General features: G+C 62.7%; 21 protein-coding genes. 12 read left to right on the top strand and 9 right to left on the bottom strand.

Annotated elements, in window-relative coordinates; translation table 11 throughout:
- Nucleotides 1-16 precede the first annotated feature (16 nt).
- The gene (locus LCM4573_RS18815; RefSeq protein ID WP_071007910.1) at nt 17-3,631 is read right to left on the bottom strand and encodes a hydantoinase B/oxoprolinase family protein; all 3,615 of its coding nucleotides are present in this window, start codon (nt 3,629-3,631) and stop codon (nt 17-19) included.
- 200 nt (nt 3,632-3,831) lie between these two features.
- Here LCM4573_RS18815 and LCM4573_RS18810 point away from each other — a divergent pair, with 200 nt between their 5' ends.
- From LCM4573_RS18810 to LCM4573_RS18795, 4 genes are read left to right on the top strand one after another with little or no spacing between them, the layout of a single operon-like run.
- Nucleotides 3,832-4,416 (top strand): TRAP transporter small permease, encoded by a 585-nt coding sequence (locus LCM4573_RS18810; protein ID WP_071007909.1) that lies wholly within the window; start codon nt 3,832-3,834, stop codon nt 4,414-4,416.
- A gap of 3 nt (nt 4,417-4,419) precedes the next feature.
- On the top strand, nt 4,420-5,733 hold the full coding sequence (locus LCM4573_RS18805; RefSeq protein ID WP_071007908.1) for a TRAP transporter large permease: 1,314 nt from the start codon (nt 4,420-4,422) through the stop codon (nt 5,731-5,733).
- A gap of 30 nt (nt 5,734-5,763) precedes the next feature.
- Complete coding sequence (locus LCM4573_RS18800) at nt 5,764-6,744, top strand: TRAP transporter substrate-binding protein (RefSeq protein WP_071007977.1); 981 nt, start codon at nt 5,764-5,766, stop codon at nt 6,742-6,744.
- A 55-nt stretch (nt 6,745-6,799) separates the two neighbouring features.
- Nucleotides 6,800-7,318, top strand: a complete 519-nt coding sequence (locus LCM4573_RS18795) for a winged helix DNA-binding protein (protein WP_071007907.1) — start codon at nt 6,800-6,802, stop codon at nt 7,316-7,318.
- On the opposite strand, the gene LCM4573_RS18790 is transcribed toward LCM4573_RS18795, so the two are convergent.
- The gene (locus tag LCM4573_RS18790; protein WP_071007906.1) at nt 7,315-8,139 is read right to left on the bottom strand and encodes an alpha/beta hydrolase; all 825 of its coding nucleotides are present in this window, start codon (nt 8,137-8,139) and stop codon (nt 7,315-7,317) included. The two genes, LCM4573_RS18795 and LCM4573_RS18790, sit on opposite strands and share 4 nt — an antisense overlap.
- A 238-nt stretch (nt 8,140-8,377) precedes the next feature.
- On the opposite strand from LCM4573_RS18790, the gene LCM4573_RS18785 reads away from it, so the two are divergent.
- The 6 genes from LCM4573_RS18785 (at nt 8,378) to LCM4573_RS18760 (ending at nt 14,577) form a co-directional block, all read left to right on the top strand.
- Nucleotides 8,378-10,003, top strand: coding sequence for an AMP-binding protein (locus LCM4573_RS18785; protein ID WP_071007976.1), 1,626 nt, complete (start codon nt 8,378-8,380; stop codon nt 10,001-10,003).
- A gap of 97 nt (nt 10,004-10,100) precedes the next feature.
- Nucleotides 10,101-11,237 carry an ABC transporter substrate-binding protein gene (locus LCM4573_RS18780; protein ID WP_071007905.1) on the top strand — a complete coding sequence of 379 codons (1,137 nt, stop codon included), beginning with the start codon at nt 10,101-10,103 and terminating at the stop codon, nt 11,235-11,237.
- Nucleotides 11,238-11,246: 9 nt separating this feature from the next.
- Nucleotides 11,247-12,170 (top strand): branched-chain amino acid ABC transporter permease, encoded by a 924-nt coding sequence (locus tag LCM4573_RS18775; protein WP_071007904.1) that lies wholly within the window; start codon nt 11,247-11,249, stop codon nt 12,168-12,170.
- Nucleotides 12,171-12,180: 10 nt separating this feature from the next.
- Nucleotides 12,181-13,152, top strand: a complete 972-nt coding sequence (locus tag LCM4573_RS18770) for a branched-chain amino acid ABC transporter permease (protein ID WP_071007975.1) — start codon at nt 12,181-12,183, stop codon at nt 13,150-13,152.
- Nucleotides 13,145-13,894, top strand: coding sequence for an ABC transporter ATP-binding protein (locus LCM4573_RS18765; protein ID WP_071007903.1), 750 nt, complete (start codon nt 13,145-13,147; stop codon nt 13,892-13,894). The genes LCM4573_RS18770 and LCM4573_RS18765 overlap by 8 nt, the downstream gene beginning before the upstream one ends.
- Entirely contained in the window at nt 13,894-14,577 is a 684-nt protein-coding gene (locus LCM4573_RS18760) for an ABC transporter ATP-binding protein (RefSeq protein ID WP_083347531.1), read from the top strand. The genes LCM4573_RS18765 and LCM4573_RS18760 overlap by 1 nt, the downstream gene beginning before the upstream one ends.
- Here LCM4573_RS18760 and LCM4573_RS18755 read toward each other — a convergent pair.
- Genes LCM4573_RS18755 through LCM4573_RS18730 form a run of 6 tightly spaced genes read right to left on the bottom strand, consistent with a single transcriptional unit; the run spans nt 14,562 to nt 22,084 of the window.
- Complete coding sequence (locus LCM4573_RS18755; protein WP_071007901.1) at nt 14,562-16,535, bottom strand: 3-hydroxyacyl-CoA dehydrogenase NAD-binding domain-containing protein; 1,974 nt, start codon at nt 16,533-16,535, stop codon at nt 14,562-14,564. The genes LCM4573_RS18760 and LCM4573_RS18755 overlap by 16 nt on opposite strands.
- A 4-nt stretch (nt 16,536-16,539) precedes the next feature.
- Nucleotides 16,540-16,935 (bottom strand): RidA family protein, encoded by a 396-nt coding sequence (locus LCM4573_RS18750; protein WP_071007900.1) that lies wholly within the window; start codon nt 16,933-16,935, stop codon nt 16,540-16,542.
- Nucleotides 16,928-18,127: an acyl-CoA dehydrogenase family protein gene (locus LCM4573_RS18745; RefSeq protein WP_071007899.1), complete on the bottom strand. Its 1,200-nt coding sequence runs from the start codon at nt 18,125-18,127 to the stop codon at nt 16,928-16,930. Before LCM4573_RS18745 ends, LCM4573_RS18750 begins: the two co-directional genes overlap by 8 nt.
- Nucleotides 18,127-18,972, bottom strand: a complete 846-nt coding sequence (locus tag LCM4573_RS18740) for an enoyl-CoA hydratase family protein (protein WP_071007898.1) — start codon at nt 18,970-18,972, stop codon at nt 18,127-18,129. The genes LCM4573_RS18745 and LCM4573_RS18740 overlap by 1 nt, the downstream gene beginning before the upstream one ends.
- Complete coding sequence (locus LCM4573_RS18735) at nt 18,969-19,760, bottom strand: SDR family NAD(P)-dependent oxidoreductase (RefSeq protein ID WP_071007897.1); 792 nt, start codon at nt 19,758-19,760, stop codon at nt 18,969-18,971. Before LCM4573_RS18735 ends, LCM4573_RS18740 begins: the two co-directional genes overlap by 4 nt.
- A gap of 11 nt (nt 19,761-19,771) precedes the next feature.
- Nucleotides 19,772-22,084, bottom strand: coding sequence for a bifunctional salicylyl-CoA 5-hydroxylase/oxidoreductase (locus tag LCM4573_RS18730; protein WP_071007896.1), 2,313 nt, complete (start codon nt 22,082-22,084; stop codon nt 19,772-19,774).
- A 203-nt stretch (nt 22,085-22,287) separates the two neighbouring features.
- On the opposite strand from LCM4573_RS18730, the gene LCM4573_RS18725 reads away from it, so the two are divergent.
- The gene (locus tag LCM4573_RS18725) at nt 22,288-22,767 is read left to right on the top strand and encodes a MarR family winged helix-turn-helix transcriptional regulator (protein ID WP_071007974.1); all 480 of its coding nucleotides are present in this window, start codon (nt 22,288-22,290) and stop codon (nt 22,765-22,767) included.
- A 30-nt stretch (nt 22,768-22,797) separates the two neighbouring features.
- Nucleotides 22,798-23,727, top strand: a complete 930-nt coding sequence (locus LCM4573_RS18720; protein WP_071007895.1) for a glutaminase — start codon at nt 22,798-22,800, stop codon at nt 23,725-23,727.
- Nucleotides 23,728-23,793: 66 nt separating this feature from the next.
- Here the strand turns inward: LCM4573_RS18720 and LCM4573_RS18715 are convergent, their stop codons facing one another.
- Nucleotides 23,794-26,295 (bottom strand): membrane-bound PQQ-dependent dehydrogenase, glucose/quinate/shikimate family, encoded by a 2,502-nt coding sequence (locus LCM4573_RS18715; RefSeq protein WP_083347530.1) that lies wholly within the window; start codon nt 26,293-26,295, stop codon nt 23,794-23,796.
- Between the last annotated feature and the right edge of the window lie 142 nt (nt 26,296-26,437).

The raw sequence follows: 26,437 nt of genomic DNA, 5'->3' as shown, positions 1-26,437 counted from the left end.
TTCCGGTTACGGCAGATCAAGCGATTTTGCCATAGCCTCCGGCTGTCGGTGTCTGGACTGTGACGGCCTCGCCCGCTTCGATGAGCGTCTGGGCGCAGCCGCCGAGTTCTTCGAATGATCCGTTGAGACGTCGCACGGTGGTCAGGCCCATCTCGCCCGCCTCGCCGCCGGCAAGCCCATGCGGGCGGATCGTCCGGTGAGAGGAGAGGATGGCGCAATCCATCTTTTCGAGGAAGCGGATGGTACGTTTCGTACCRCTGCCTGCCGACCACCTGCCTTTGCCGCCGGAGTTTTCTCGGATGTGGAAATCTTCGAGCAGTACCGGATAGCGGGTTTCGAGGATTTCCGGATCGGTAAGGCGCGAATTGGTCATGTGGACATGCACGGCATCTGTTCCGTCGAAACCGCTAAGATCGTTGAACACGCCGGCCGGCGAGCCCGAGCACAGCGTTTCGTAATACTGATAGGTCGCGTTGCCGAACGTCAGGTTGTTCATCGTGCCCTGGCTCGCGGCCAGCGCACCCAGTGCACCGAATAGCGCGTTGGTGACGTGCTGGCTGGTCTCGACATTGCCGGCGACGACGGCGGCCGGATATTTTGGTTTCAGCATCGAGCCTTCCGGCACGATGATCCTGATTGGCCTCAGGCATCCGGCATTCATCGGGATCGAGCTTTCCACCATCACGCGGAAGACATAGAGCACGGCGGCGCGCGTCACCGGTTCCGGAGCGTTGAAGTTGTTTTGCCTCTGCGGGCTGGTGCCGGTGAAATCCACTGTGGCTTCGCGCTTAGCCTTGTCCACGGTGATCTTCACCCGGATCGTGCTGCCCTGGTCGGTCGCGTAGGAGAATTCCGCGTCGTTCAGCTTCTCGATGACGCGGCGCACGCTCTCCTCGGCATTGTCCTGCACATGGCCCATATAGGCCTGCACCACGTCAAGACCGAACTGCGCGATCATCTTGCGCATCTCGTGCACGCCCTTTTCGTTTGCGGCGATCTGCGCCCGCAGGTCCGCGACGTTCTGGGCGACATTGCGGGCGGGGTAGGGGTGCTCGGAAAGGAGCTTCGTGATGCCTGCCTCGTCGAAGCGGCCTTGATCCACGAGAAGCACGTTGTCGAACAGCACGCCCTCTTCGTCCACGGTCGTTGCAAGCGGCGTCATCGAACCCGGCGCCGTGCCGCCGACATCCGCATGATGGCCACGCGAGGCGACATAGAAGAGGATTTGCCGACCGATATCGTCGAATACCGGCGTCACGACGGTAATATCCGGCAGATGCGTGCCGCCGTTATAGGGCGCGTTGAGCGCGAACACGTCGCCGGGACGGATCTTGYCCTTGTTGGCGGCGATCACCGTCTCCACCGAACGGTCCATGGAGCCGAGATGCACCGGCATGTGCGGGGCATTCGCCACTAGYGCGCCGTTGGCGTCGAAAACCGCACAGGAGAAGTCGAGCCGCTCCTTGATGTTGACCGAGGAAGCGGTGTTCTGCAGCGTTACGCCCATCTGCTCTGCGATAGACATGAAGAGGTTGTTGAAGACTTCCAGCAGCACCGGATCGGCCTCCGTGCCGATCGGCTTGGCGCGGGAAAGCGCGGCTACGCGCTTCAGAACGACATGGTTCAGCTGCGTGATCTCGAAGGCCCAGCCGTCCTCGACCACGATCGTCTGGTGCGGCTCGATGATAAGGCAGGGACCGTTGGCTCTCGCACCCGGCTTGATATCGTCTCTCTTGTAGACGGGCGCCTCGCGCCACGCGCCCCCGGAGAAGAATTTCGTCTCCTCCGCTGCGACCGGAGCAGACGTTTCGAGCGGGAATTCCGGCTCGGCGGAATCGGCGCCGCCGCCGATCGCCTCCACCTCATAGGCTTCGAAGATGATCTCGCGGTTTTCGAAGATGAAGCCGAACTGCTTCCTGTGCGCGGCCTCAAAGGCCACCGTCATGTCGACGGCATTCGTCACGATTACGGGCAAAGTCGTATCAGTGCCCTGGTAGCGCAGATGCGCCCGATGCAGCACTTCGGCTTCGGCGTCGTGGATGCCCTGCGAGCCCATTTCCTCGAGCACGCTGGCAGTGAGTTCCTGGCGGATCGGCGGAAGCGCCTCGAGTGCTTCCGTCAATTCTTCGGAGATGGTCCGCTGGCGGGTGGCGCGGATATCGGCAAGCCCCATGCCGTAAGCCGAGAGGATGCCGGAGAAGGGATGGATCAGAACGGTCGAGATGCCGAGCGCATCGGCGGTGAGGCAGGCATGCTGGCCACCCGCGCCGCCGAAGGAGGTCAGTACGTATTGGGTCACGTCATAGCCGCGCTGCACGCTGATTTTCTTCACGGCATTGGCCATGTTTTCGACCGCAATGGCGAGAAAGCCGTCGGCTACTTCTTCCGACGTCCGGCCGTCGCCGATCACCTTCGCCATCTCCACAAAGGCGGCGCGTACCGCATCGGCATCGAGCGGCTGATCGCGGTTCGGGCCGAAGATCGCCGGAAAGAGTTTCGGGGAAAGCTTGCCGAGCATGATGTTGGCGTCGGTGACCGTGAGTGGCCCACTGCGGCGGTAGGCCTTCGGTCCCGGATTGGCGCCGGCCGAGTCCGGACCGACACGAAAGCGGCCGTTTTCGAAATGCAGGATCGAGCCGCCGCCGGCCGCGACCGTGTGGATCGACATCATCGGCGCGCGCATGCGCACGCCGGCGACTTCCGTCTCGAAGGACCGTTCCAACTCGCCGTCGTAATGCGAGACATCGGTGGATGTACCGCCCATGTCGAAGCCGATCATCCGGTCGAAGCCCGCCAGCCGCGAGGTTTCCACCGCACCCACCACGCCTCCGRCCGGGCCCGAGAGGATCGCGTCCTTGCCCTGGAAGAGCCGCGCGGCGGTCAATCCGCCCGAGGATTGCATGAACATCAGCTGCGGACCGGTCTCTTCATCGGCACCGAGTTCGCCCGCCACTTGGTCGACATAGCGCCGCAGGATGGGGGAAAGATAGGCGTCGACCACGGTCGTATCGCCCCGGCCGACGAGCTTGATGAGCGGCGAAACCTCGTGGCTGAGCGAGATCTGGGTGTAGCCGATCTCTTGGGCGATGCGCGCGGCGAGCTGTTCGTGAGCCGGATATCGATAGGCATGCATGAAGACGATCCCGACCGCGCGGATGCCGGAGTCGAAGTGCTTTTGAAGCTCGGTGCGCACCGTCGCCTCGTCTGGCACGGCTTCAACTATTCCATCGGCACGCACCCGTTCATCGATCTCGACGACGGCGGAATAGAGAAGTTCCGGCTTGATGATCTTCTTGGCAAAGATATCGGCGCGTGCCTGATAGCCGATCGCCAGCGCATCGCGGAAGCCGCGGGTGGTTACGAGCAGCGTCCGCTCGCCCTTGCGCTCGAGCAGCGCATTGGTGGCGACGGTGGTGCCCATCTTCACCGCGCCAATGAGTTCGGATGGAATCGGCGCGCCGGCGGGCATGCCCAGYAGTTCGCGAATGCCATGCACGGCGGCATCGCGATAGGCTTCGGGGTTTTCCGAAAGCACCTTGTGTGCGGTGAGCGACCCATCCGGCTTGCGGCCGACGATATCGGTAAAGGTGCCGCCGCGATCGATCCAGAAATCCCACTTGCCGCTGCCCATGTTCCGCCCCTTATTGGAAATCTGATTTTGCCAACGAAAACAGTTCGTCGATAAAACGTCAATGATTAGTTGACAGGAAAATGCACATTGAAGCATCATGCCCAAACTACGGGCAAAGGCCGCCAAGAGCCTGCCTGACAACGGCAACCGAGGGGAGCCGATCATGATCTTTTGCCGTGCATGTGCCGGGAGGGCGTCGCATGTCCTCCGTTGATCCGCGTCACAGCGTTCTGCCGGAATGGCTGCGAAAATCGCTCGACGGCCTCTATCTCGTTTCGGGGTGGCTGGCCGGGCTTTTCCTGATTGCGATCTTTCTCATCATGCTGGCGCTATCGGCGGGCAGGCCGCTTGGGATCGACGTGCCTGCGGGCGACGATTTCGCTTCGTGGTGCATGGCGGCAACCGCCTTCCTCGGCCTTGCGCATACGTTCCGCTCCGGCGAGAYGATCCGGGTCGGCCTGCTGATCGAGCGCATAAAGGGGCCGATGCGGCGGGTCATGGAAGTAACCGCGTTGGCAGTCGGCGCCGCGGCCGTCATCTATTTCGCTTGGTATGCGGTCGACATGACGCGGACCTCCTTGCGCCTCAACGATCTGTCGCAGGGGGTCATCGCAGTTCCCTTGTGGATCCCTCAGCTCGGCTTCTGCGGAGGGCTTGTCATCCTGGCGATAGCCTTCGTGGACGAGCTTGTGCACGTGCTTTTCGGCGGCATGCCGCGATACGAGAAACCGGAGCCGGAAACCGCCGAGGAAGTCATAGAACGCGCCATCCAGAGCGGGGCCTGATCGATGGGAACGCTGGAACTCGTTGAAATCGCGGGCGTCGTGCTGTTTGCCTTGCTGGCGCTGCTGACCGGCGGTGTCTGGATAGGCATTGCGCTCCTCATCTGCGGCTGGATCGCCATGCTCTTCGTGCAGGGCATTCCAATCGGCGCGGTGCTTGCCACCAATTCCTGGAGCGGCAGCGCCTCCTGGTCGCTGGCGGCCCTTCCCCTGTTCGTCTGGATGGGCGAGATCCTGTTCCGGACACGGCTTTCGGAAGAGATGTTTCGCGGCCTATCGCCCTGGCTCGGCTGGCTGCCTGGCCGGCTGATGCATGTGAACGTGCTCGGCTGCGGCCTCTTCGGCTCGATCTCCGGCTCATCGGCGGCCACCACCGCCATGATCGCCAAGATCGCTCTGCCGGAACTGAAGAAGCGTGGCTATGACGAGATGGTGAGCCTCGGCTCGCTCGCCGGCGCGGGTACGCTCGGCATCCTCATTCCGCCGTCCATCACCATGGTGGTCTACGCGGTGGCGGCGAACGTCTCGATCATTCAGATATTCCTCGCGGGTTTCCTGCCGAGCCTGATCGTGATGGCGCTCTATTCCGGCTATATCGCCGTCTGGTCGCTCATGAACCCGGACAAGACACCGCCCGCGCCCCCGAAGATGAGTTTCAGGGAGAAGCTGAAGGAGTCCGCAAACCTCATCCCCGTCGCCCTTCTCATCGCCCTTGTCTTCGCGACCCTGTTGCTCGGTTGGGCGAYGGCTACCGAGTGTGCCGCCTGGGGCGTGCTGGGGTCGCTCGCGATCGCCGCCTGGTCCGGCTCGCTGACGATGAAATCCTTCTGGGAAAGCGTCATGGGCGCGACCCGGCTTACCTGTATGATCATGCTGATCCTGACAGGTGCCGGCTTCATGTCGATCGCCATGGGTTATACGGGCATTCCGAATGCGCTCGCCTCCTGGGTGGAGAGTTTCAATCTCAGCCCCTATGCCCTGATCGCCGTGCTGACGGTCATGTACATCCTGCTGGGCGCCGCCCTCGACGGGCTCTCGATGATCGTGCTGACGACGGTGGTGGTGCTGCCGATGATCCAACAGGCGGGCTTCGATCTCATCTGGTTCGGCATCTTCCTGGTGCTGATCGTCGAAATGGCCGAAGTATCGCCGCCGGTCGGCTTCAACCTCTTCGTCCTGCAGACGATGAGCGGGCGTGATAGCCTGACGGTGGCGCGCGCCTCGCTGCCCTTCTTCTTCCTGCTTGTGGCGACGGTCGCCATCATCACGGTCTTCCCGGATATCGTGATGGTTCTGCCGAAAATGGCCTTCCCGGGTTAACTTGCGAAAAGGGGAATGAGAATGAAACCGATGATTTCCAGCCTCGTTCGAACGGGGCTTGTCACCGCGGCGATGTTCGCCGCCACAGGCTCTGCGCTTGCGCAAACCACCTGGATCCTGCCCTCGGCCTATCCGCCGGCAAACTATCATGTCCAGAACCTCAGCCAGTTCGCCTCGGATGTGGATGCCGCCACCAATGGCGCCCTGAAGATCGCCGTCCACCCGAATGCCTCGCTCTTCAAGGCGCCCGACATCAAGCGCGCCGTGCAGACCGGACAGGCCCAGGCCGGCGAGGTGCTGATTTCGCTACACGAGAACGAGAACCCGGTTTTCGGCATTGATGTCGTGCCTTTCCTTGCCACCAGTTTCGACCAGTCGAAAAAGCTATGGGAGGCTTCCAAGCCGGCGATCGAAAAGGCGCTCGACGAGCAGGGCCTGAAGCTGCTCTACACCACGCCCTGGCCACCGCAGGGCATCTTCACCAAGAAGGAGCTGAACTCGGTTGCCGATCTCGCCGGCCTCAAGTGGCGCGCCTATAACGTAGGCACCGCGCGCATCGCCGAACTGGTGAATGCCCAGCCTGTGACGATCCAGGCGGCCGAGCTGCCTCAGGCGCTGGCGACGGGTGTTGTGGATGGCCTGATGACCTCTTCCGCCACCGGCGTCGATTCGAAAATCTGGGAATCACTGACCCACTATTATGATACCCAGGCCTGGATCCCCAAGAACGTCGTATTCGTGAACAAGGAGGCTTTCGAGGCGCTCGATCCGGCGGTCCAGAAGGCCGTGACGGACGCTGCCGCCGCAGCGGAAACGCGCGGCTTCGGTCTCGGGGTGGAAAAGACAGCCGCCTATATGGACACGTTGAAGCAGAACGGCATGCAGGTCGTCGCACCGAGCGAAGAGCTGAAGACCGGCCTTGCCGAAGTCGGCGCCAAGCTCACTGAGGATTGGGCCGCCAAGGCCGGCGACGATGGCAAAGCCATTCTGGACGCTTACAGGAAGATGTGATTTTGAGGCGCCGCGGCCGAAAGCCCGCGGCGCCCTCGTTTTCGGGAGGCGAAGCATGTCATCTAAGGATCAGTTCGGTCCGATCGTGTCCTCGGGACATCTGGCGAGCGGCGCATTGCCGGCTTTGTCCGAGATCGAGTTTGGACTCATCATGCTGAACCATGCCTTCAGCCGCTGGATGGTGCGGTGTATGGCCGCTTCCGGCGTGCCGGACCTCTCTCCGGTCGATATCCTCGTGCTCCACAACATCAACAGCCGCAACAAGCCCAAGACGCTCGCCGACATCTGCCTCGTGCTGAATATCGAGGATACCCATGTCGTGACCTATGCCCTGAAAAAGCTCGAGCGCCTGAAGCTCATCAAATCCGRCCGGCGCGGCAAGGAAAAGCTGGTCAGCGTCACGGAGGCGGGCGCCGACGCCTGCGTCCGATATAAATCATTACGCGAGGCATTGCTCGTCCGCTCGGTGCTCGCGACCGAGGTCTCTGCCGAGAGCCTTTCGGAAGTCGCAGCCCGGCTGAGAGCTCTTTCCGGCCATTATGACCAGGCCGCCCGCGCCGCGGCTTCGCTTTAGGACAGTAGAGCGCTCACCATCGGGTGGCGCGGATCAGCCAGGCCATCGACGATCGTGAAGTGATGCTTGTCGGGCTCCTCCACATAATCCGTCTCCGCGCCCAGTCCTTTCCAGATGTTGGCAAGCAGCGCGCTTTGCCGGATGAACTCCGAGCGCTCGCTGCCGCCGACCCAGCAGGTGAGCCGCACGCCGGACAGCGGCTCGAGGAGGGCCGGGCTCTCCCGCCAGGCTTCCTGCCGGTCGATCTTCAGGCTCTTGTTCATGCCGGTGTGTATCAGGGGCCTCAGGTCGTGCAGGCCCGATAGCGAAACCGTCTTGACGATACGTTCCAGCACCGGTTCGGCAAGCGGGGAGGTTGTCGATATCATTCGCGTAGCCAATTGCCCGCCCGCCGAATGGCCGATGAGGCGGATCGGCCCGCCCACGATGGCCGATGCCTCGGAAATCGCGGCGCCGATTTCGGCCGTGATGCCGGAAATGCGGATATCCGGACAGAGCGTATAGGAAGGCATCGCGACCGCGTAACCGTGCTCCACGGGCCCGCGCGCCAAATGAGACAGGTAACTCCGGTCCAGCCTCAGCCAGAAACCGCCATGCACGAAGACGACGAGGCCGACGGGATCGCCGACCGGAAGGAAAAGGTCGAGGCGGTTGCGCTCTTCCGGACCATAAGCAATGTCGAGCCTGGCGCGCCCGGTATCCATCAGCACGTCGCGATAATGCCGCRCAGGCTCTACCCAAAGCCCAGGCCAGCGCTCCCCGCCGGGAATGTTCGGACCGTTGGCATAGGCATCGTTCCAGTCGGTTATGCGGTGGCGCATGCTTGGTACTCCTCGTCTTCTCCGTCAGGCATACTGGCACCGCAGCACGCTCGACGGAAGGCGCGAAGTGCTGAAAACCGCTGCTTCGAAAATTATTACAAACTTAAAATTTCTCTCTTGCCAGACGCGGAAGGCGGTGCAATTCTCACCAAAAAGGCAAAAAGCCGCGCGCGATCGGGCTTGAGGAGGCAAAGCTTCCCATCGGCCGGCCGCATCAGAAAGAATGGGAACATGAATGATGCTGGGACCGACAGGCCATCTGGATTCATTTGCGCGCGACAATCTTCCGCCGGCGGATCAGTGGCCCGAACTCAAGTTTGATGGCTTCGACTATCCCGAATGGCTGAATGCCGCGGTCGAGCTCACGGACCGAATGGTCGAGCGCGGCTTCGGAGATCATACGGCGCTGATCGGCAATGGCCGCCGCCGCACCTATAAGGAGCTTTCCGACTGGACGAGCCGCATCGCGCGGGCGCTCGTCGAGGATTACGGTCTGAAGCCTGGCAATCGCGTTCTGATCCGCTCGGCCAACAACCCGGCCATGGTGGCCTGCTGGCTTGCAGCCACCAAGGCGGGTGCGGTGGTGGTCAACACCATGCCCATGCTGCGCGCCGGCGAGCTCACCAAGGTCATCGACAAAGCAGAGATATCGATGGCGCTTTGCGACACGCGGCTCATGGACGAATTGGTGGCGGCAGCCAAGGAGAGTGCTTTCCTGAAGCAGGTCATCGGCTTCGACGGAACTGCCAATCATGATGCGGAACTTGACCGCGCGGCGCTGAACAAGCCGGTCCGCTTTGAGGCGGTGAAGACCGGACGGGACGATGTGGCGCTGCTCGGTTTCACCTCCGGCTCCACCGGCGTGCCGAAGGCGACCATGCATTTCCATCGGGATATTCTCATCATTGCCGATACGTACGCCAGGGAAGTGCTGAACGTCACGCCGGACGATGTCTTCGTCGGCTCGCCGCCGCTCGCCTTCACCTTCGGGCTCGGCGGGCTTGCGATCTTCCCCTTGCGCTTCGGTGCGGCGGCAACGCTGCTGGAGCAGGCCACCCCGCCGAAAATGATCGAGATCATTGAGACCTATAAGGCGACCATCAGCTTCACCGCGCCGACGGCCTACCGGGCAATGCTCGCCGCCATGGACGCGGGCGCGGATCTCTCCTCGCTGCGCATCGCCGTCTCCGCCGGCGAGACGCTTCCCGCGCCGGTCTTCGAGGAGTGGACGCGGAAGACGGGCAAGCCGATCCTCGACGGCATCGGCTCCACTGAAATGCTGCACATCTTCATCTCCAACCATCTCGGCGATGCGAAGCCCRCCTGCACAGGCAGGCCGATCAAGGGCTTCGAAGCGGTGATCCTGGACGATGACATGAACGAGGTTGCGCGCGGCACGATAGGGCGGCTTGCCGTCAAGGGACCGACCGGCTGCCGTTACCTCGCCGATGAGCGCCAGAAGGACTATGTTCGCGACGGCTGGAACCTGACCGGTGATTCCTTCGCCCAGGACGAGGACGGTTATTTCCACTTCGCCGCCCGCTCCGACGACATGATCATATCGGCCGGCTACAACATCGCCGGTCCGGAAGTGGAGGCGGCACTCCTCAAGCATGAGGCCGTGCTGGAATGCGCCGTCATCGGCGCGCCGGACGGGGAACGCGGCACGATCGTTCAGGCGCATGTCGTGCTGGCCGATCCTTCCGCTGCCTGCGATGCGCTGGTGAAACTTTTACAGGAGCATGTGAAGAGCGTGATCGCGCCCTACAAGTATCCGCGCTCCATCGTCTTCACCGATGCTTTGCCCAAGACGGAATCGGGAAAGATCCAGAGGTTTCGGCTGAAACAGGCCGCAAGAGCCTGAGGCCTGAGAATAAAAACATCTTAGCCGGTATCGAGATGGTGGAAGTTTCGCGGCGAGTGTGAATTATGGGAACAATAAAACAACTGGGAGCCATCAAATGAAGAAAAGTCTTGCTGTGGCCACGCTGGCCTTGAGCCTCGGGGTCTCCGGCCTTGCCATGGCCGAACCGCTGAAGATCGGCATGATCACTACGCTTTCCGGCGGCGGTGCCGGGCTCGGCATCGACACCCGCGACGGTTTCATGCTGGCGATCAAGAATTCCGGTAACAAGGAAATAGAGGTCGTCACCGAGGATGATGGGCAGAAGCCGGAACTGGCCGTGCAGATCGCCGACAAGATGATCCAGAGCGACGAGGTCGATATCCTGACCGGCATCGTCTGGTCGAACCTTCTGATGGCGGTTGCACCGAGCGCTGTGGCGCAAGGCAAGCTCTACGTCTCTACCAATGCCGCGCCGGCTGCCCTTGCCGGCGAGAAGTGCAACCCGCTCTATTTCAACGCCGCCTACCAGAACGACAATCTTCACGAAGCCATGGGCGAATATGCCAACAAGGGCTACAAGAAGATGTTCATCATGGCGCCGAACTATCCGGCCGGTAAGGATTCGCTGACCGGCTTCAAGCGCTATTACAAGGGCGAGGTAGCCAGCGAGATCTATACCCAGGTCGGCCAGACGGATTACGCTGCGGAGATCGCCCAGATGCGCGCCTCMGGCGCCGATGGCATCTTCGTCTTCCTGCCGGGCGGCATGGGCATCGCCTTCATGAAGCAGTTCRCCCAGTCGGGCGTGAACATTCCTGTCATGGGCCCGGGCTTCTCCTTCAGCCAGGACGTGCTGCCGGCGATCGGCGATGCGGCGCTCGGCGTCAAGGCCTCCGGCCAGTGGGCTCCGGATTTCGACAACGAAGCCAGCAAGAAGTTCCTTGCCGACTTCCAGAAGGAGTATAACCGTCTGCCGTCGATCTATGCCGTCCAGGCCTATGATGCGGCACAGCTCATCCTCTCGGCTGCCGCCAAGGCGGATGTGAAGGACACTGAAGCCTTCCGCGCGGAACTCCTTAAGGCCGATATCCAATCGCCGCGCGGGAACTTCAAGTTCAACACCAACCAGCACCCGATCCAGGACATCTATGTCACGGAAGTGGTGAAGGAAGGCGATGTGCTCACCAACAAGACGGTGGAGAAGATCTTCGCCGATCATGGCGATGCCTATGCTAAAGACTGCAAGATGTAAGGTCAGCTGGTGACCCTCGCACTTGCTCTCGAGCAGTTGTTGAACGGCCTGCAGCTCGGCGTCATGTTGTTTCTCATGGCGGCCGGGCTGACGCTGATCTTCGGCGTCATGGGCCTGATCAACCTCGCTCACGGATCGCTTTACATGGTCGGCGCTTTCGCCTGCGCCGCGGTGGCGGCGGCGACCGGTTCCTTCTGGATCGGCCTCGTCGCCAGCCTCGCCTGCGCGGCTGCGGCCGGCGCCATCGTCGAACTCCTCGTCATCCGCAGGCTCTATGATCGGGATCATCTCGATCAGGTGCTCGCCACCTTTGCGCTGATCCTGATCTTTTCGGAAGGCACGCGCTGGCTCTTCGGCTCCTTTCCGCTCTACCTCGATATTCCACCCCTTCTGGCTGGCGCCGTGCCGCTGCCGGGCGGGCTGCAATACCCGGTTTATCGTCTGGCGATCATCGCCGCCGGCGCCCTTATCGCCTTCGGCCTTTATATACTGATTTCAAAAACGCGGCTTGGGATGCGCATCCGCGCCGGCGAAAGCGACCGCGAGATGATCGGCGCGCTCGGCGTCGATATCCGCACGCTCTATACTGTGGTTTTCGCGCTCGGCGCGGCGCTTGCGGGCCTTGCGGGCGCCATGGTCGGCGCGCTGCAATCGGTGCAGGTCGGCATGGGCGAGCCGGTGCTGATCCTCGCCTTCGTGGTGATCGTCATCGGCGGCATAGGCTCGATCAAGGGAGCGCTTTTCGGCGCGCTGCTAGTCGGCGTTACCGATACCATGGGGCGCTTCCTGCTGCCGCAATTGCTGGCGCTCTTCGTGCCGCCCGCCCAGGCCGGCATGATCGGCGGTGCCGCTGCCTCGATGCTCATCTATGTCGTGATGGCGCTGATCCTCGCGGTGAAACCCCGCGGCCTCTTCCCGGCCGCGCATGCGTGAGGTCTCGATGATGTCGCGCGAAAATCTCACCAATCTGATTCTGGCTGCGCTGCTGCTGGCGGTGCCGCTCGGTGCCTATGCGCTGGGGCAGAACTTCTACATCACGCTTGCCACCCGCATCGCCATCCTGGCGCTTGCCGCGACCGGCCTCAACCTGGCACTCGGCCTCGGCGGCCTCGTCTCCTTCGGCCATGCGGCCTTCTTCGGCATCGGCGGCTATGCGGCGGGCATTCTGGCGACCCATGGCTTTTCGGGGGATCCGCTCGTCTTCGGGCTACCCGGCACGAACCAGATGCTGGTGGTCTGGTTGGTGGCGGTTGTTGTTGCGGGCCTGGTCGGACTGGCGATCGGTGCAATCAGCCTGCGCACATCCGGCGTCTACTTCATCATGATCACGCTCGCCTTCGCGCAGATGGTCTATTACTTCGCGATCTCCTGGCCGGCCTATGGCGGCGAGGACGGACTGTCGATCCTCGTCCGGAACCAGTTTCCGGGCGTCAACACCATGCGGCCACTCAATTTCTTGCTGATCTGCTACCTGGTGCTTATCGCTGCGATTGGTCTCTTTGCGCTGATCCGCGCCTCGCGCTTCGGCTCCGCCCTGCAGGCGGCGCGGCAGAACGAGGTGCGGGTGGCGACCGTCGGCATCGCACCCTTCCGCATCCGGCTGACGGCCTTTGCCATTTCGGCAGCCGTAACCGGATTGGCGGGTGCTCTGTTTGCCGATCTCAACCGCTTCGTCAGTCCCTCCATGCTCTCCTGGCATATGTCGGGCGAGCTGATCGTGCTGATCATCCTCGGCGGCGTCGGGCGGCTCTTTGGCCCGCTCGCTGGTGCAATGCTCTACGTCATCTTCGAGTATGCGCTCGGCGGGATAACGGAGCGCTGGCAGTTCTTCCTCGGGCTGATCCTGCTCGGTGTGGTACTTTTCGCGCGTGGCGGATTGCTGGGATTTCTTGCGGGGAGGGCCAAACATGGCTGATCCGGTTCTTGAAATCTCCGGGCTGGTGAAAAGCTTCGGTGCGCTGCGCGCCACCGATGGCGTGACGCTCGATCTCCGCCTTGGCGAGATTCACGCCTTGATCGGCCCCAATGGCGCGGGCAAATCCACCCTCATCCACCAGATCTGCGGAACGCTGCGTCAGGATATCGGTACGATCCGCTTAGCGGGACAGGATATCGGTAGTCTCTCGGTTGCCGAGCGCGCGCGGCTTGGCCTCGGCCGTACCTTCCAGGTTTCCTCGCTGGCGCCGGAGTTTTCCGCGCTTCGCAACGTCATGCTGGCGGTGCAGGCGAGGGAGGGTTCGAGCTTCCGCTTCTTCAGGCCGGTGATGCGCGATACTTCGCTCATCGATGCCGCCATGGCCATGCTGGAGCGTGTAGGACTTGCGGAACGCGCACGCGTGCCGGCCGCTGAGCTTTCCCATGGCGAGCGCCGGCAACTCGAGATAGCCATCGCCCTGGCGCTTCGGGCAAAAGCCTTCCTGCTCGATGAGCCGATGGCTGGCATGGGACCGGRAGGTTCGAAGTCGCTCACCCGCTTTCTCGATACGCTGAGGCAGGAGGCGTCGATCCTTCTGGTCGAGCACGACATGGATGCGGTTTTCGCGCTTGCCGACCGCATCTCCGTGCTCGTCTACGGCCGCATCATAGCGACCGGCACTGTGGAGGAGATCCGCCGCGATCCGGCCGTTCGCACCGCCTATCTCGGAGATCACGTCTGATGCTGCTCGATGTCGAGAAGATCGAAGCCTTCTATGGTGCGAGCCAGGCGCTTTTTGGGGTCGATCTTTCCGTTGGTGAAGGCGAGGCCGTGGCCCTGATGGGCCGCAACGGCATGGGCAAGACCACAACCATCCGTGCTATCTGCAATCTCAACCCGCCACGCGCCGGCCAGGTAAAGCTCGGCGGCGTGGATACGAAGGGCAAGCCGCCGCATCAGGTGGCGAAGCTCGGCATCGGCCTCGTGCCGGAAGGCCGCCGCTGCTTCCCGAACCTGACCGTGCACGAGAACCTCGTCGCTGCGGCGCGGCCGGGTGAATGGACTCTCGCCCGCGTCAACGCGCTTTTTCCGCGGCTTGAGGAGCGGCATGCCCAAATGGCGCGCTCCCTTTCCGGCGGCGAACAGCAGATGCTGGCGATCGGCCGGGCTTTGATGACCAACCCGCGCCTCCTGATCCTCGACGAGGCGACCGAGGGCTTGGCGCCTGTAATCCGGCAGGACATCTGGAAGGCGATCCGCAGATTGAAGGCTGAAGGCCTCGCGATCCTGGTGGTCGACAAAACGCTTTCCGAACTTCTCCCGGTCGCCGACCGCTGCATCATCCTGGAAAACGGCCGCAGCGTATGGGCAGGCGTGCCCGCAGAGCTTTCCACCGATTTGCAGGATCGCTATCTCGGCGTCTGAGCCATGGCGAACATCGGCCCGCCTTTGTGTGCCGGAAAGCCGTAGCCGTTGATCATCACCAGATCGATATCGCTTGCGCGGGCGGCTATGCCCTCGGCGAGAAGTACTTCACCCTCCGTTGCCATGGCATTCAGAAGCCGGCTAATAATATCCTCGGTCGAGAACTTCCGTGGCGCTATACCCTTTTTCTCGCGGCACGCTCCGATGATCGCCGTCACTTCCGGGTCGATCGATCGCTTGCCATCGTGATAGGCATACCAGCCGCACCCGGCCTTCTGGCCGAGACGCCCGGCTTCGCACAGCCTGTCGGCGATTTCTACGTAGCGGTCATTGGGATCGCGGCTTGCGGCAAGGCGTTTTCGCCGTGCCCAGGCAATTTCCAACCCCGCCATGTCATAGACGGCGAAAAGCCCCATGGGGAAGCCGTAGCTTTCCAGCGCCGCGTCGATCTCGTGAGGCAGGGCGCCGTCTTCCAGCAGGAATTCCGCTTCCCGTCGATAGGCGGAGAAGATGCGGTTGCCGATAAAGCCTTCCGTTACACCGGTGACCACCGGCAGTTTGCGCAACCGCTTGGCAAATGCGAGCCCTGTTGCAAGCACATCCGGCGCGGTTCTGCCGCAGTGCACCACCTCCACAAGCCGYATGACATGTGCCGGAGAGAAGAAGTGCAGACCGATCACGCGTTCCGGATGGGCGGTCGCGCCGGCAATCTCGTCCGGGTTCAGATAGCTGGTATTGGTCGCAAGCACCGCATCCGGGCGGACGACCTTGTCGAGCTGCTGGAAGAGCTCCGTTTTGACGGAAAGATCGTCGAACACGGCTTCGATCACAAGGTCGCAGGGAGCCAGATCGGCATCCGATGCCGTCACCGAAAGCCGTGCGACCTGAGCATCGAAAGCCGCTTGATCCAGTCGCCCGGAGGTTTTCGTCCGCTCCAGCAGGCCGATGATACGTTCCCGGCCCTTTTCGACAGCCTCAGCCGTCTGGTCAAGACCGACTACCGAATAGCCGACTCCCAGTGCCGCAACCGCGATCCCGCTGCCCATCAGGCCCAGCCCACAGATGCCGACGGTACTGACCGGGCGAGGCTCGACGCCTTCCAAACCGGGTACTTTGGAAGCTTCTCGCTCGGCAAAAAAGACATGCCTGAGGGCTGCGGCTTCATCGCTGTCCTTGAGTGTCAGGAAGGTGGCGCGTTCGTCCGCCAGTCCTTCCATCAACGGGCGAGTGGCGGACCCCACAAGGCGGATCACCTCGGCCGGCGCTTTCTGCCCGCGTACTTTGCCGAGAATCTTGGCTGACGTTTTTTCGATTTCAGCGGGATCGGCTGAGGCGATCGTCAACGTGCCGGTGCGGCGGAGCGGCTTGCCGGCAAACCGGTTCACTCCGGAGATCGCAGCTTCCACGAGGTCGCCCTGGGCGATCTCATCGAGAATACCGAGTGCCAGCGCTTCCTGCGCCTTCACTACCCGTCCGGAGGCTATGAGATCGATGGCCGCCGGAATGCCAGTAAGACGCGGCAGGCGCTGCGTGCCGCTGGCTCCCGGCACGATGCCGAGTTTGACCTCCGGCAGGCCCATTTGGGCGGGTGGCGATGCAATCCGGCAGTGGCAGGCGAGCGCCACCTCCAGCCCTCCGCCGAGGGCCGCACCATTGATTGCGGCGACCACTGGCTTCGCCAAGGCTTCGATGGCCTCGATCACTACCGGCAGAATGGGCTCCACCGGTGCCTGGCCGAATTCCTTGATATCGGCGCCGCCGATGAAGGTCTTGCCCGCGCCTGTCAGCACAAGACCTTGAACATCGTCCGTTATCTCCGCATGGGCGAGTGCCGCGGCAAGCCCTTGCCGCACGCTGATTGATGTCGCGTTGACCGGCGGATTGTCGATCGTGACGATGAGGACGCCTTTCCGAAGCTCGGCCGAGACGCTGTCGGAGAACTGAAGCCGTTCATTCATCGGCTCACTCCGGGATCACGGCGATTGCCTGAATCTCGATCTTGGCGCGATCCTCCACCAGTGCCATCACCTGCATCGCCGCCATGGCGGGAAAATGCCGGCCCATCACCTCGCGATAGACCTTGCCGATGCCCTTGAGATTTTCGACATATTCCGCCTTGTCGGTAAAGTACCAGGTCATGGAGGTCACATGCTCCGGCCGTGCACCGGCTTCGGAGAGCACGGCAACCACGTTCTTCAGCGTCTGGCGCACCTGCTCCACGAAATCGTCGGTCTCGAACCGGCACTGGCCGTTCCAGCCGATCTGTCCGCCCACATAAATCTGCCGCCCCCTTGCGGCCATGCCATTGGCATAGCCGACCGGTTTCGCCCAGCCTTCCGGCTGCAGGATGTCATGCATTCGTCTTCTCCGGAGGCGCGGACTTCAGGAGTTCGCGCGCAATGATGAGTTTCTGGACCTCCGTCGCACCTTCGTAGATGCGCAGAGCCCGGATCTCGCGATAAAGCTTCTCGGTAATTTCGCCGCTCTTCACGCCGCGCCCGCCGAAGATCTGCACGGCTCGGTCGATGACGCTCTGGGCGGTTTCTGTGGCAGCCATCTTGGCCATGGCGGCTTCCTTTGTGGTCGGCAGGTTTTGCACGTCGCGGCGCCAGGCGGCGCGATAGGTGAGAAGTGCGGCCGCATCGATTCCGGCCGCCATATCGCCGAAGGCGGCCTGGGTGAGCTGCAGGTCGGCAAGATGAGCGCCGAATATCGGCCGGGCTTTCGCGTGAGCCAAGGCCTCGTCCAATGCGCGCTTGGCAAAGCCGAGCGCTGCGGCCGCGACGGAAGCACGAAAAATGTCGAGCGTACGCATAGCGATCTTGAACCCCTCGCCGGGGGTGCCGAGCAGGCGAGAAGCCGGAATGCGGCAGTTCTCGAACCGAATGGTCGCGAGCGGATGCGGGGCGATCACCTCGATCCGTTCGGCGATGGAAAAGCCCGGATCGTCGGCGAAGACGACGAAGGCGGAGATGCCGCGCGTGCCCGGCGCTTCTCCGGTCCGGGCAAAGACCGTATAGACGTCGGCAATGCCGCCATTGGAAATCCAGGTCTTTTCGCCGTCCAGGACATAGTGGTCACCCTCCTCTCGGGCGGCGCAGCTCATAGCCGCCACATCGGAGCCGGCATCCTTTTCGGAAAGCGCGAACGCCGAAAGCCATTCGCCGGAGCGTGCCTTCGGCAGCACCGTGCGTCGTAGTTCTTCCGAGCCCGAAAGTCCGATAGCCCCGGTTCCGAGTCCTTGCATGGCAAAGGCGAAGTCGGCAAGTCCGTCATGCCAGGCGAGCGTTTCGCGGGTCAGGCAGGCTGCGCGCGAATCGATTGGGCGCTCTCCGCCGGTACCGGTCGCCGCATGCAGCAATCCGGCGTCGCCGAGCGTCCGGACGATCTTGCGGCAAGCTGTATCCACGTCCAGATGGTCGATGCCGGAAAGCGCACCCGAAGCGGTAAAATGGTCGAGTTTCTCCGCGAGCGCCTTGTGGCTTTTGTCGAAAAACGGCCAGTCGAGAAACTCCCGGTCGGGCCCTTTGATATTGGTGAGAGCCGCCATCAGTCGCCCTCGAATATCGGCTTGCGCTTCTCGGCAAAGGCCTCGAAAGCGCGGCGGAAATCCTTGGTTGCCATGCAGATCGCCTGCGCCTGCGCTTCCGACTCGATCATCTCGTCTATGCCCATCGCCCATTCCTGGTTCAGCATGGTCTTGGTCATCGTGTGCGCGAACCACGGTCCATCCGCCAGCGAATGGGCGAGCTTCAGCGCCTCCGCTTCAAGGCTTTCGGCGGAGTGGAGCGCATTGTAGAACCCCCAGGCTTGGCCCTCCGCAGCGCTCATCGAGCGGCCGGTGAAGAGCAGTTCGGCGGCGCGCCCCTGCCCGATGATGCGGGGCAGGATACCGCAGGCGCCCATATCCGCTCCGGCAAGTCCGACCCGGGTAAAGAGGAAGGCGGTCTTCGCTTCCGGCGTCGCCAGCCGCATGTCGGAAGCCATGGCGAGGATCGCGCCGGCACCCGCGCAGATGCCGTCCACGGCGGCGATGATCGGCTGTGGGCACTTGCGCATCGCCTTGACGAGATCGCCGGTCATTCGCGTGAACGCAAGGAGGTCCGGCATAGCCATCTTCGTCAGCGGCTCGATGATCTCGAATACGTCCCCGCCGGAGGAGAAATTGCCTCCCGCGCCCGTCAGCATCACGGCCCGGATRTCCGAAGCATAGGCGAGATCGCGAAAAAGGTCGCGCAGCTCCGCATAGCTCTCGAAGGTCAGCGGGTTCTTGCGCTCCGGCCGGTTGAGGCGGATGGTCGCCACGCGACCGTCATCGCTCACCTGCCAGAGAAAATGCTTTGCCTGATAGCCCTTGAAGGGCCGCAGATGCCCTGCCATCGAAGTCTCGTTCATCCTGCCAATACCTCCCCGCCGGCGATCGCGATTGCCTGGCCGTTGATCGATGCCGCTGTTGGGGATGCGAGCCACAGAACGGCGTCGGCCACCTCCTCCGGTCTGACGAGCCGCCCCTGCGGATTGCCCTTGGTGAATTCCTGCATCGTCTCCTCGGCGCTCCGCCCTGTCTTCGCGGTGATCGTGTCGATTGATCGGGCGATCAGCGGCGTGTCGGTGAAGCCGGGGCAGACAGCGTTCACCGTGATGCCTGTCTTTGCCAACTCCCGCGCCAGGGAACGGGTAAGGCCAACGACTCCATGCTTTGCCGCGGTATAGGCTGAAACGTAGGGATAGCCGGTGAGCCCGGCCGTCGAAGCGATGTTGATGATGCGCGCGCCCTCGCCGTAAACCTTGAGATCGGGCAGCAGGGCCCTGGTCACCAGGAACACCCCGGTAAGATCGATGGCGAGCACCCGATTCCAGGTGTCGAGCGAGGTCTTTTCGAAAGGCGCGCTCGGCGCTTCGCCGGCATTGTTGACAAGAATGTCGACCGGCCCGAAGCAGGCATGGGCATTCTTGAGCCCGTTATCGATGGCGATCGGGTCGGCGACGTCGAAGCCGTCGGCAATGCACACCTTGTCGGCTCCGAGCAGGCTTGCAAGCTTTTCCAGCGGCTCCGGCCGCCTTCCGGCCAGTGTCACGCGGGCGCCGGCTGCGACCAGTGCGGTTGCGATCGCGACACCGATGCCACCGCCGGCGCCGGTGACGAGGGCATGACGATTGGCAAGCTTGCCGGATGCTGTCATGGCAGCCTCCCTCACTTTGCCGCCGCTGCGCGGGCGAGATTGGTCTCGTATTGCGCCTTGCCCGAGTAATATTGCTTCGGCCAAGCAATGTTCGTGAGGCCGATCTTTGCCGCCTCGTGCAGCACCCAAGCGGGATCGGCGAGATGCGGCCGGGCGACGGCGCAGAGATCGGCGCGGCCGGCGGCGATAATCGAGTTCGCATGGTCCGCTTCCGAAATTGCGCCGACGGCAATGGTCGGAATGCCGATCTCGTTGCGGATCTTGTCGGAGAAAGGTGTCTGGAAAAGACGGCCATAGACCGGCTTTTCCTCCTTCCACACCTGCCCGGATGAGCAGTCGATCAGATCGGCGCCGGCCTCCTTGAACATGCGCGCAAAGATCGTTGCGTCCTCCGGCGTATTGCCGCCCTCGAACCAGTCGTGGCAGGAAAGGCGTACCGAGATTGGCTTGTCGTCCGGCCAGACGGCGCGGATCGCCCTAAACACCTCCAGCGGAAAGCGCGCCCGGTTCTCATGGCTGCCGCCATAATCGTCCTCGCGCAGGTTCGTCAGCGGCGAAAGGAAGCTCGACAGCAGGTAGCCATGGGCACAGTGCAGCTCTAGCCAGTCGGCGCCGGTGGTGATCGCAAGCTCGGCTGAACGCACGAAATCCGCCTTCACCCGGTCCATGTCATCCCGATCCATCGCCCTGGGGAGCTGGCTATGCGGCAGGTAGGGGATGGCGGAGGCTGAAAGGAGCGGCCACCCGCCCTCGGGCAGGGGCTGATCGATACCTTCCCACGCGACTTTGGTCGCGCCCTTGCGCCCGGCATGGCCAAGCTGGATGCCGACCTTGGCCGCGCTGTTCTCATGCACGAACGTGACGAAGCGCTTCCATCCTGCTGCCTGTTCCTGGTTCCAGAGCCCGAGGCAGCCGGGCGTGATACGGGCATCCGGCGAAACACAAGTCATTTCGGCAAAGACGAGGCCGGCGCCGCCGAGTGCCCGCGAGCCGAGATGCACGAGATGGAAATCGTCCATCAGTCCGTCCCTGGCGGAATACATAGCCATGGGCGACATCACGATGCGGTTCGAAAGCTCGACGCCGCGCACCGAATAGGGGGTGAACATCGGCGGGAGCACGCGGCCGTTCGAACCGGTCTCGATGCCGGATTGTTCGGCGAACCAGCGTTCATAGCCTTCGAGCCAGGCCTTGTCGCGAAGCCTCAGGTTCTCGTGGCTGATGCGCTGCGAGCGTGTCAGCATGGAATACATGAACTGTTCGGGAGGCAGCGTATCCGCATAGCGGTGGCCCACCACCTCGAACCATTCCATGGCGTTGCGCGCCGCGTTCTGGATGCGGGCGACGTCGACGCGGCGGATTTCCTCATAGGTTTGCAGGACGGCCGGAATATTCTTCCTGTCGTGCCCCCGCAGGTCGAACTGCCGGGTAAGCTCGATGGCATCGTCGATCGCGAGCTTGGTGCCGGAACCGATCGCGAAATGTGCGGTATGGGCGGCGTCGCCCATAAGCACCACATGGGACTTGCCGTTGAAATGGCTCCACTTGCCGCAGATCAGCCGGTTGAAGTTGAGCCAGGCGCTGCCGCGCAGATGCCGAGCATTGGTCATCAGCGAGGCGCCTTCGAGAACTTCCGAAAAGAGGTTCTGGCAGAAGTCGATAGAGCCCTGCTGATCGATCTCGCCGAGCCCGTGCTTTTCATAGGCTTCTTCGGTCGTCTCGACGATGAAGGTCGAGGTGTTCTCGTCGAATTTGTAGATATGCGCCTGGAACCAGCCGTGTTTCGTCTTGCGGAAATCGAAGGTGAAGGCGTCGAAGAGCTTGTTGGTGCCGAGCCAGATATAGCGGTTCGGGCGCACGACGAGATCCGGCTGGAAGACTTCCGGGTAGCGGTTGCGGATACTGGAATTGAATCCGTCGGAAGCGATGACGAGATCGGCATCCGGAAAGTCGAGGTCGCTCTCGGCCTCGGTCTCGAAGATGAGCTCAACACCGAGCGCCTCGCAGCGGCGCTGCAGGATGTTCAAGAGTTTCTTGCGGCCGATCCCGACGAAACCGTGGCCGGTGGTTCGCTGACGGGTGCCCTTGAAGACCACCTCGATATCGTCCCAGTGGTTGAACGCATCCTGGATCTCCGCTGCGCTTTCCACATCCCAGGTCTTCATCGATTCCATCGTGGCATCGGAGAAGACGACGCCCCAGCCGAAGGTATCGTAGAGCCGGTTGCGCTCGACCACGGAAATGCGATGCTCGGGATGCTGTTTCTTCATCAGCAGCGCGAAATAGAGGCCAGCGGGACCACCGCCGATGCAGACGATTCGCATGAACCAGATTCCTCCTGACGTTCCACCGATCTTATATTATTTTAAGTTTAAACTATATGGATGTGAGGCGATGCGTCAAGGGCTTGCGTAGGCCCGTAATTGGGCCTTTGACATTTGAAATATCGGCCCGTAGTTCTGAAACAAGAGCGGAGGAAAAATTGGTGGAAACGGCAGAAGTGGAAACGGCAAGCGCCGATCTGGAAATGATCGTTCATGGACCGAGTGGGCGCAACAAGCCCGAGACCCGGCTATGGCTGCGCATGCTCTCCACCACCAAGCTGATCACCTCCGAAATCCGCCGTCGGTTGCGTGCCGAGTTCGGCGCCACGCTGCCGCAGTTCGACCTGATGGCGCAGCTCTATCGGGAACCGGATGGCTTGCGGCTCGGCGAGCTTTCCAGGCGCACCATGGTCACGAACGGCAATGTCACTGGCCTGGTCGAGCGGCTGGAGGCGGATGGCTTCGTGCAGCGGGTCACGCCGGATGGCGATCGGCGGGTAACGGTCGCGCGGCTCACTCCGGCGGGCACCGAATTCTTCGAAACGATGGCGGCGGCCCATGAGGGCTGGCTGCGCGACATCATGGCGGATGTGGATCCGGCGACGATCACCTCACTGTGGTCCGAGATCGGCGCGGTGAAGACCTCCGCCAGCAATCATCTTTCCGGCGCTGCCTTCGAGTAGGCCGGGGACCCATCGAAAYCAGGAGCGGATATGGCGGACCTGCAGGCTATCGTCGACGAGATTCACGAGAAGCTGACCCCTCGGCTCGGCGAGGGCAAGGTCGCGGACTATATCCCCCAGCTCGCGCGCATCGATCCGAAGAAGTTCGGCCTGGYCGTCATCGGCGTCGACGGTGAGGTTTACAAAGCCGGCGATTGCGACGAGCCGTTTTCGATCCAGAGCATATCGAAGGTCTTCACGCTGACGCTGGCGCTCGGCAAGCATGGGGAGACGACCTGGAACCGCGTCGGGCGCGAGCCTTCGGGGTCGGCCTTCAATTCGATCGTCCAGCTGGAGCATGAGGAAGGCAAACCGCGTAACCCCTTCATCAATGCCGGTGCTATCGCCATCAGCGATCTCGTTCTGGCGGGCCACACGCCGCGTGAGGCGATCGGCGAAATCGTCCGTTTCGTGCAATACCTTGCCGACGACGAGACCATTGCCATCGATCCGGCCGTCGCGAAATCGGAACAGGCGACGGGTTACCGCAACTTCGCTCTTGCCAACTTCATGCGCTCCTTCGGAAAGCTCGATCATCCGGTCGAGCATGTGCTCGGCGTCTATTTCCACCATTGCGCGCTTGCCATGACCTGCACCCAGCTTGCCCGCTCGGGCCTGTTTCTAGCGGCTGCGGGCTCCAATCCCTTGAGCGGCCATACGGTCGTCTCCAGGCAGCGGGCGCGGCGCATCAACGCGCTGATGTTGACCTGCGGCCACTACGACGGTTCGGGGGATTTCGCCTACCGGGTCGGCCTGCCGGGAAAAAGCGGGGTCRGCGGCGGCATCCTCGCCGTCGCGCCGGGCAAGGCGTCCGTCGCCGTCTGGTCGCCGGGGCTCAATCACAACGGCAATTCGCTGCTTGGCTCGCTTGCTTTGGAGATGCTGGCGTCAAGAACGGGCTGGTCGGTCTTCGGGCATTGAAGCTTCTCGAACCGGAAAATTGAAAGGGGCGGCTCCGTGGGCCGCCCCTTTTATTTCGTCTTCGCCTTACTGTTTCGGAAGGCTGAAGGCGATGATGTAGTCGCCGCGATCGGGTGACTGGCGCGCGCCGCCTGCAGAAACCACGACGAACTGGCGCCCGCTTTCCGGCGAGACATAGGTCATCGGGGTTGCCTGGACGCCGACCGGAAGACGCCCTTTCCAGAGCTCCTCGCCGGTGCGCACGTCGAGCGCCCGCAGGTAATAGTCCTGCGTGCCGGCATAGAAGACGATGCCGCCTGCGGTGGTGGTTGGCCCGCCGAGCGAAGGCATGCCGACCGGGATCTGCAGGCCGGTCTTTATTCCTAGGGGTCCCGTATCCTGCAGCGTGCCGGACGGGACCTGCCAGACGAGCCGGCGCGTCTTTAGGTCGATGCCGGAAATGGTGCCGTAGGGCGGCTGGTGGCAGGGCACGCCGAGCGGCGACATGAAGCCGTTCTTCCAGGCTGCGTAGGGCGTGCCCGTCTGGCTCGACAGGCCATCATGGGCGGCAGCGCCGCCGCGGCCTTCGACCTCGCTCTGCGGGATCAGCTGCACGAATTGCGGCATGCGGATATCGTTGACGATCAGCATGGCATTCGCCTCGTCGATCGACGCCGATCCCCAGTTCATGCCGCCGTAATAGCCCGGCATGATGAGCGAGACGTCGGTTCCCGGCGGCGTGAATTCGCCCTCGTAGCGCATCTTCTTGAACTCGATGCGGCAATAGAGCTGGTCCCACGGGGTCGCTCCCCACATCCGGGCTTCGGTGAACGRCTCGGTGCCGATCGACGGCATGCCGGTCGAATAGGGCTGCGTCTTCGAGACCCAGTCCTCCGGAACGCCGCCCGTCTGCGGTACCGGCTTTTCCTCCACCGTCGCGATCGGCTCGCCGGTCTGCCGGTTCAGCATGAAGATCTGGCCGCGCTTGGTGATCTGGATCAGCGCCGGCTGCGTGCGGCCCTTCCCGTCCGGAACGTCATAGAGGGCCGGCTGCGAGGGAACGTCGTAATCCCAGATGTCGTGGTGGACGGTCTGGAATTTCCAGCGCTCGCGACCGGTTGCGATATCGAGCGCGACGACGGATGCTGAATATTGCTCGGCCGCTTCCGAGCGATGCGCGCCGAAAAAGTCCGGCGTTGCGTTGCCGGTCGGCAGGTAGACGAGGCCGAGTTCGTCGTCGAAGGCTGGCGTCGACCAGACGTTCGGAGTGCCGCGGGTATAGCTTTCGCCCTCGGGCGGAAGCCGGGTGATGTTCGGGTTGCCCAGGTCCCAGGCCCAGACGAGTTCGCCGGTCCGGGCATCGAACGCGCGCACGGCGCCGGAAGGCTCGTTAACCTCGCGGTTGTCCCAGACCCAGCCGCCGACAAGCACGAGATCGCGCATCACTGTCGGAGCGGAGGTCTGGAAGTAGAAGCCGTCCTTCACCTCGCCCATTCCGTCGCGAAGGTTGACCGTGCCGCCATTGCCGAACTCGGCGCAGAGCTCGCCGGTCTTGGCGTCGAGCTCGATCAGCCGGGCGTCGATGGTCGTCATCACGATGCGCGCGGCGCACTGGGCGGGCGCGAGCGGTGCTGCGGGTGCGACGGGAGCCGCCTGTTCTTCCGGCTCCTCGATCGTGGGCGCCGCAAGCGCGGGAGCCGTCGGATCGATCGGTTCAGCCGGCGGCGCTACCGGTGCGGGTTCCGCCGGCTGTGCGGCTGCAACGACAGGCGGCTCGTAGTAGCTCACGCCGCGGCAACGCTGCCATACCGGAGACTTCGCCTGCGGATCGAACTTCCAGCGGACCTCGCCGGTTTCCGCGTTGAGGGCGTGGACGATGTTGTGTGTCGTGCAGTGGTAGATGGTGTCGCCCACCTGCAGGGGCGTGTTCTGGTCCTCGGCGCCTTTTTCTGCGGGATCTCCCGTCCGGAAGGTCCAGGCGACCTCCAGATTCTGCACATTGTCGCGGTTGATCTGGTCGATAGGTGCGTAACGCGTGCCGTGAGGGGTGCGGCCGTAATGGCGCCAATCGGAAGCGGCATCCGTGGCCGCCTCGCCTTGCGGCGCGGGAGCCTCCGCGACTTCGTTGCGGATCAGATGCTGTGGTTGGAAGGCCAGATAGCCAACGCAGGCGAGACCGAGCGCCAGGAATGCGGCAATGCCGAAGGCCGCTGCTTTCGATGAGGCCTGGCCGGTCGGGAAGAGGGGCGCAACCAGAGCGACGATGATCGCAAGGACCGTGGGCGCGACAATGCGGGGCACGAGTGGCCAGAAATCCAGGCCGCCGACTTCCCAGAAGGCCCAGGCGATAGTGGCGATATAGAGGAGGGCGAAGAGCCAGACGCCGGCCTTGCGTCGCAGAAAGAAGAGAATGCCGACGAGAAGGAGCGCGGCGCCGGCAAGCGCGTAGTACCAGGAGCCATCAAGGGTAATGAGTTGAATACCGCCCGCCAGCAGAGGCAGGCCGCCGAGAACGACAAGTACACCGACGATCTTGAGCAGCCAGCCGCCGGATCGGGCGCTGTCTGTAGACAAGGAATTTAAGGACATAGCGATTCCTGTTTGCAGGTGTTGGCCCGGGAAGGCGAAGCGGACCGGAAAGGACTCAAAAAGAATGGCCGAACGGCCGAATATTCGACCTTGGCGGAAGCGGCCGTCATGTCCCGGAAAGCTCAAAAAACCGGCAGATAGC

The organism is Rhizobium sp. LCM 4573 (assembly GCF_001854865.1).
GTDB lineage: Bacteria > Pseudomonadota > Alphaproteobacteria > Rhizobiales > Rhizobiaceae > Neorhizobium.
This window is presented reverse-complemented; position numbering and strand designations above follow the sequence as displayed.

What these genes read in the sequence shown, in the direction of transcription:
- LCM4573_RS18800 (WP_071007977.1), top strand. Translation starts at nt 5,764, where the DNA reads ATGATTTCCAGCCTCGTTCGAACGGGGCTTGTCACCGCGGCGATGTTC.
- LCM4573_RS18770 (WP_071007975.1), top strand. Translation starts at nt 12,181, where the DNA reads ATGTCGCGCGAAAATCTCACCAATCTGATTCTGGCTGCGCTGCTGCTG.
- LCM4573_RS18760 (WP_083347531.1), top strand. Translation starts at nt 13,894, where the DNA reads ATGCTGCTCGATGTCGAGAAGATCGAAGCCTTCTATGGTGCGAGCCAG.
- LCM4573_RS18750 (WP_071007900.1), bottom strand. Translation starts at nt 16,935, where the DNA reads ATGCATGACATCCTGCAGCCGGAAGGCTGGGCGAAACCGGTCGGCTAT.
- LCM4573_RS18745 (WP_071007899.1), bottom strand. Translation starts at nt 18,127, where the DNA reads ATGGCGGCTCTCACCAATATCAAAGGGCCCGACCGGGAGTTTCTCGAC.
- LCM4573_RS18735 (WP_071007897.1), bottom strand. Translation starts at nt 19,760, where the DNA reads ATGACAGCATCCGGCAAGCTTGCCAATCGTCATGCCCTCGTCACCGGC.
- LCM4573_RS18730 (WP_071007896.1), bottom strand. Translation starts at nt 22,084, where the DNA reads ATGCGAATCGTCTGCATCGGCGGTGGTCCCGCTGGCCTCTATTTCGCG.
- LCM4573_RS18725 (WP_071007974.1), top strand. Translation starts at nt 22,288, where the DNA reads ATGATCGTTCATGGACCGAGTGGGCGCAACAAGCCCGAGACCCGGCTA.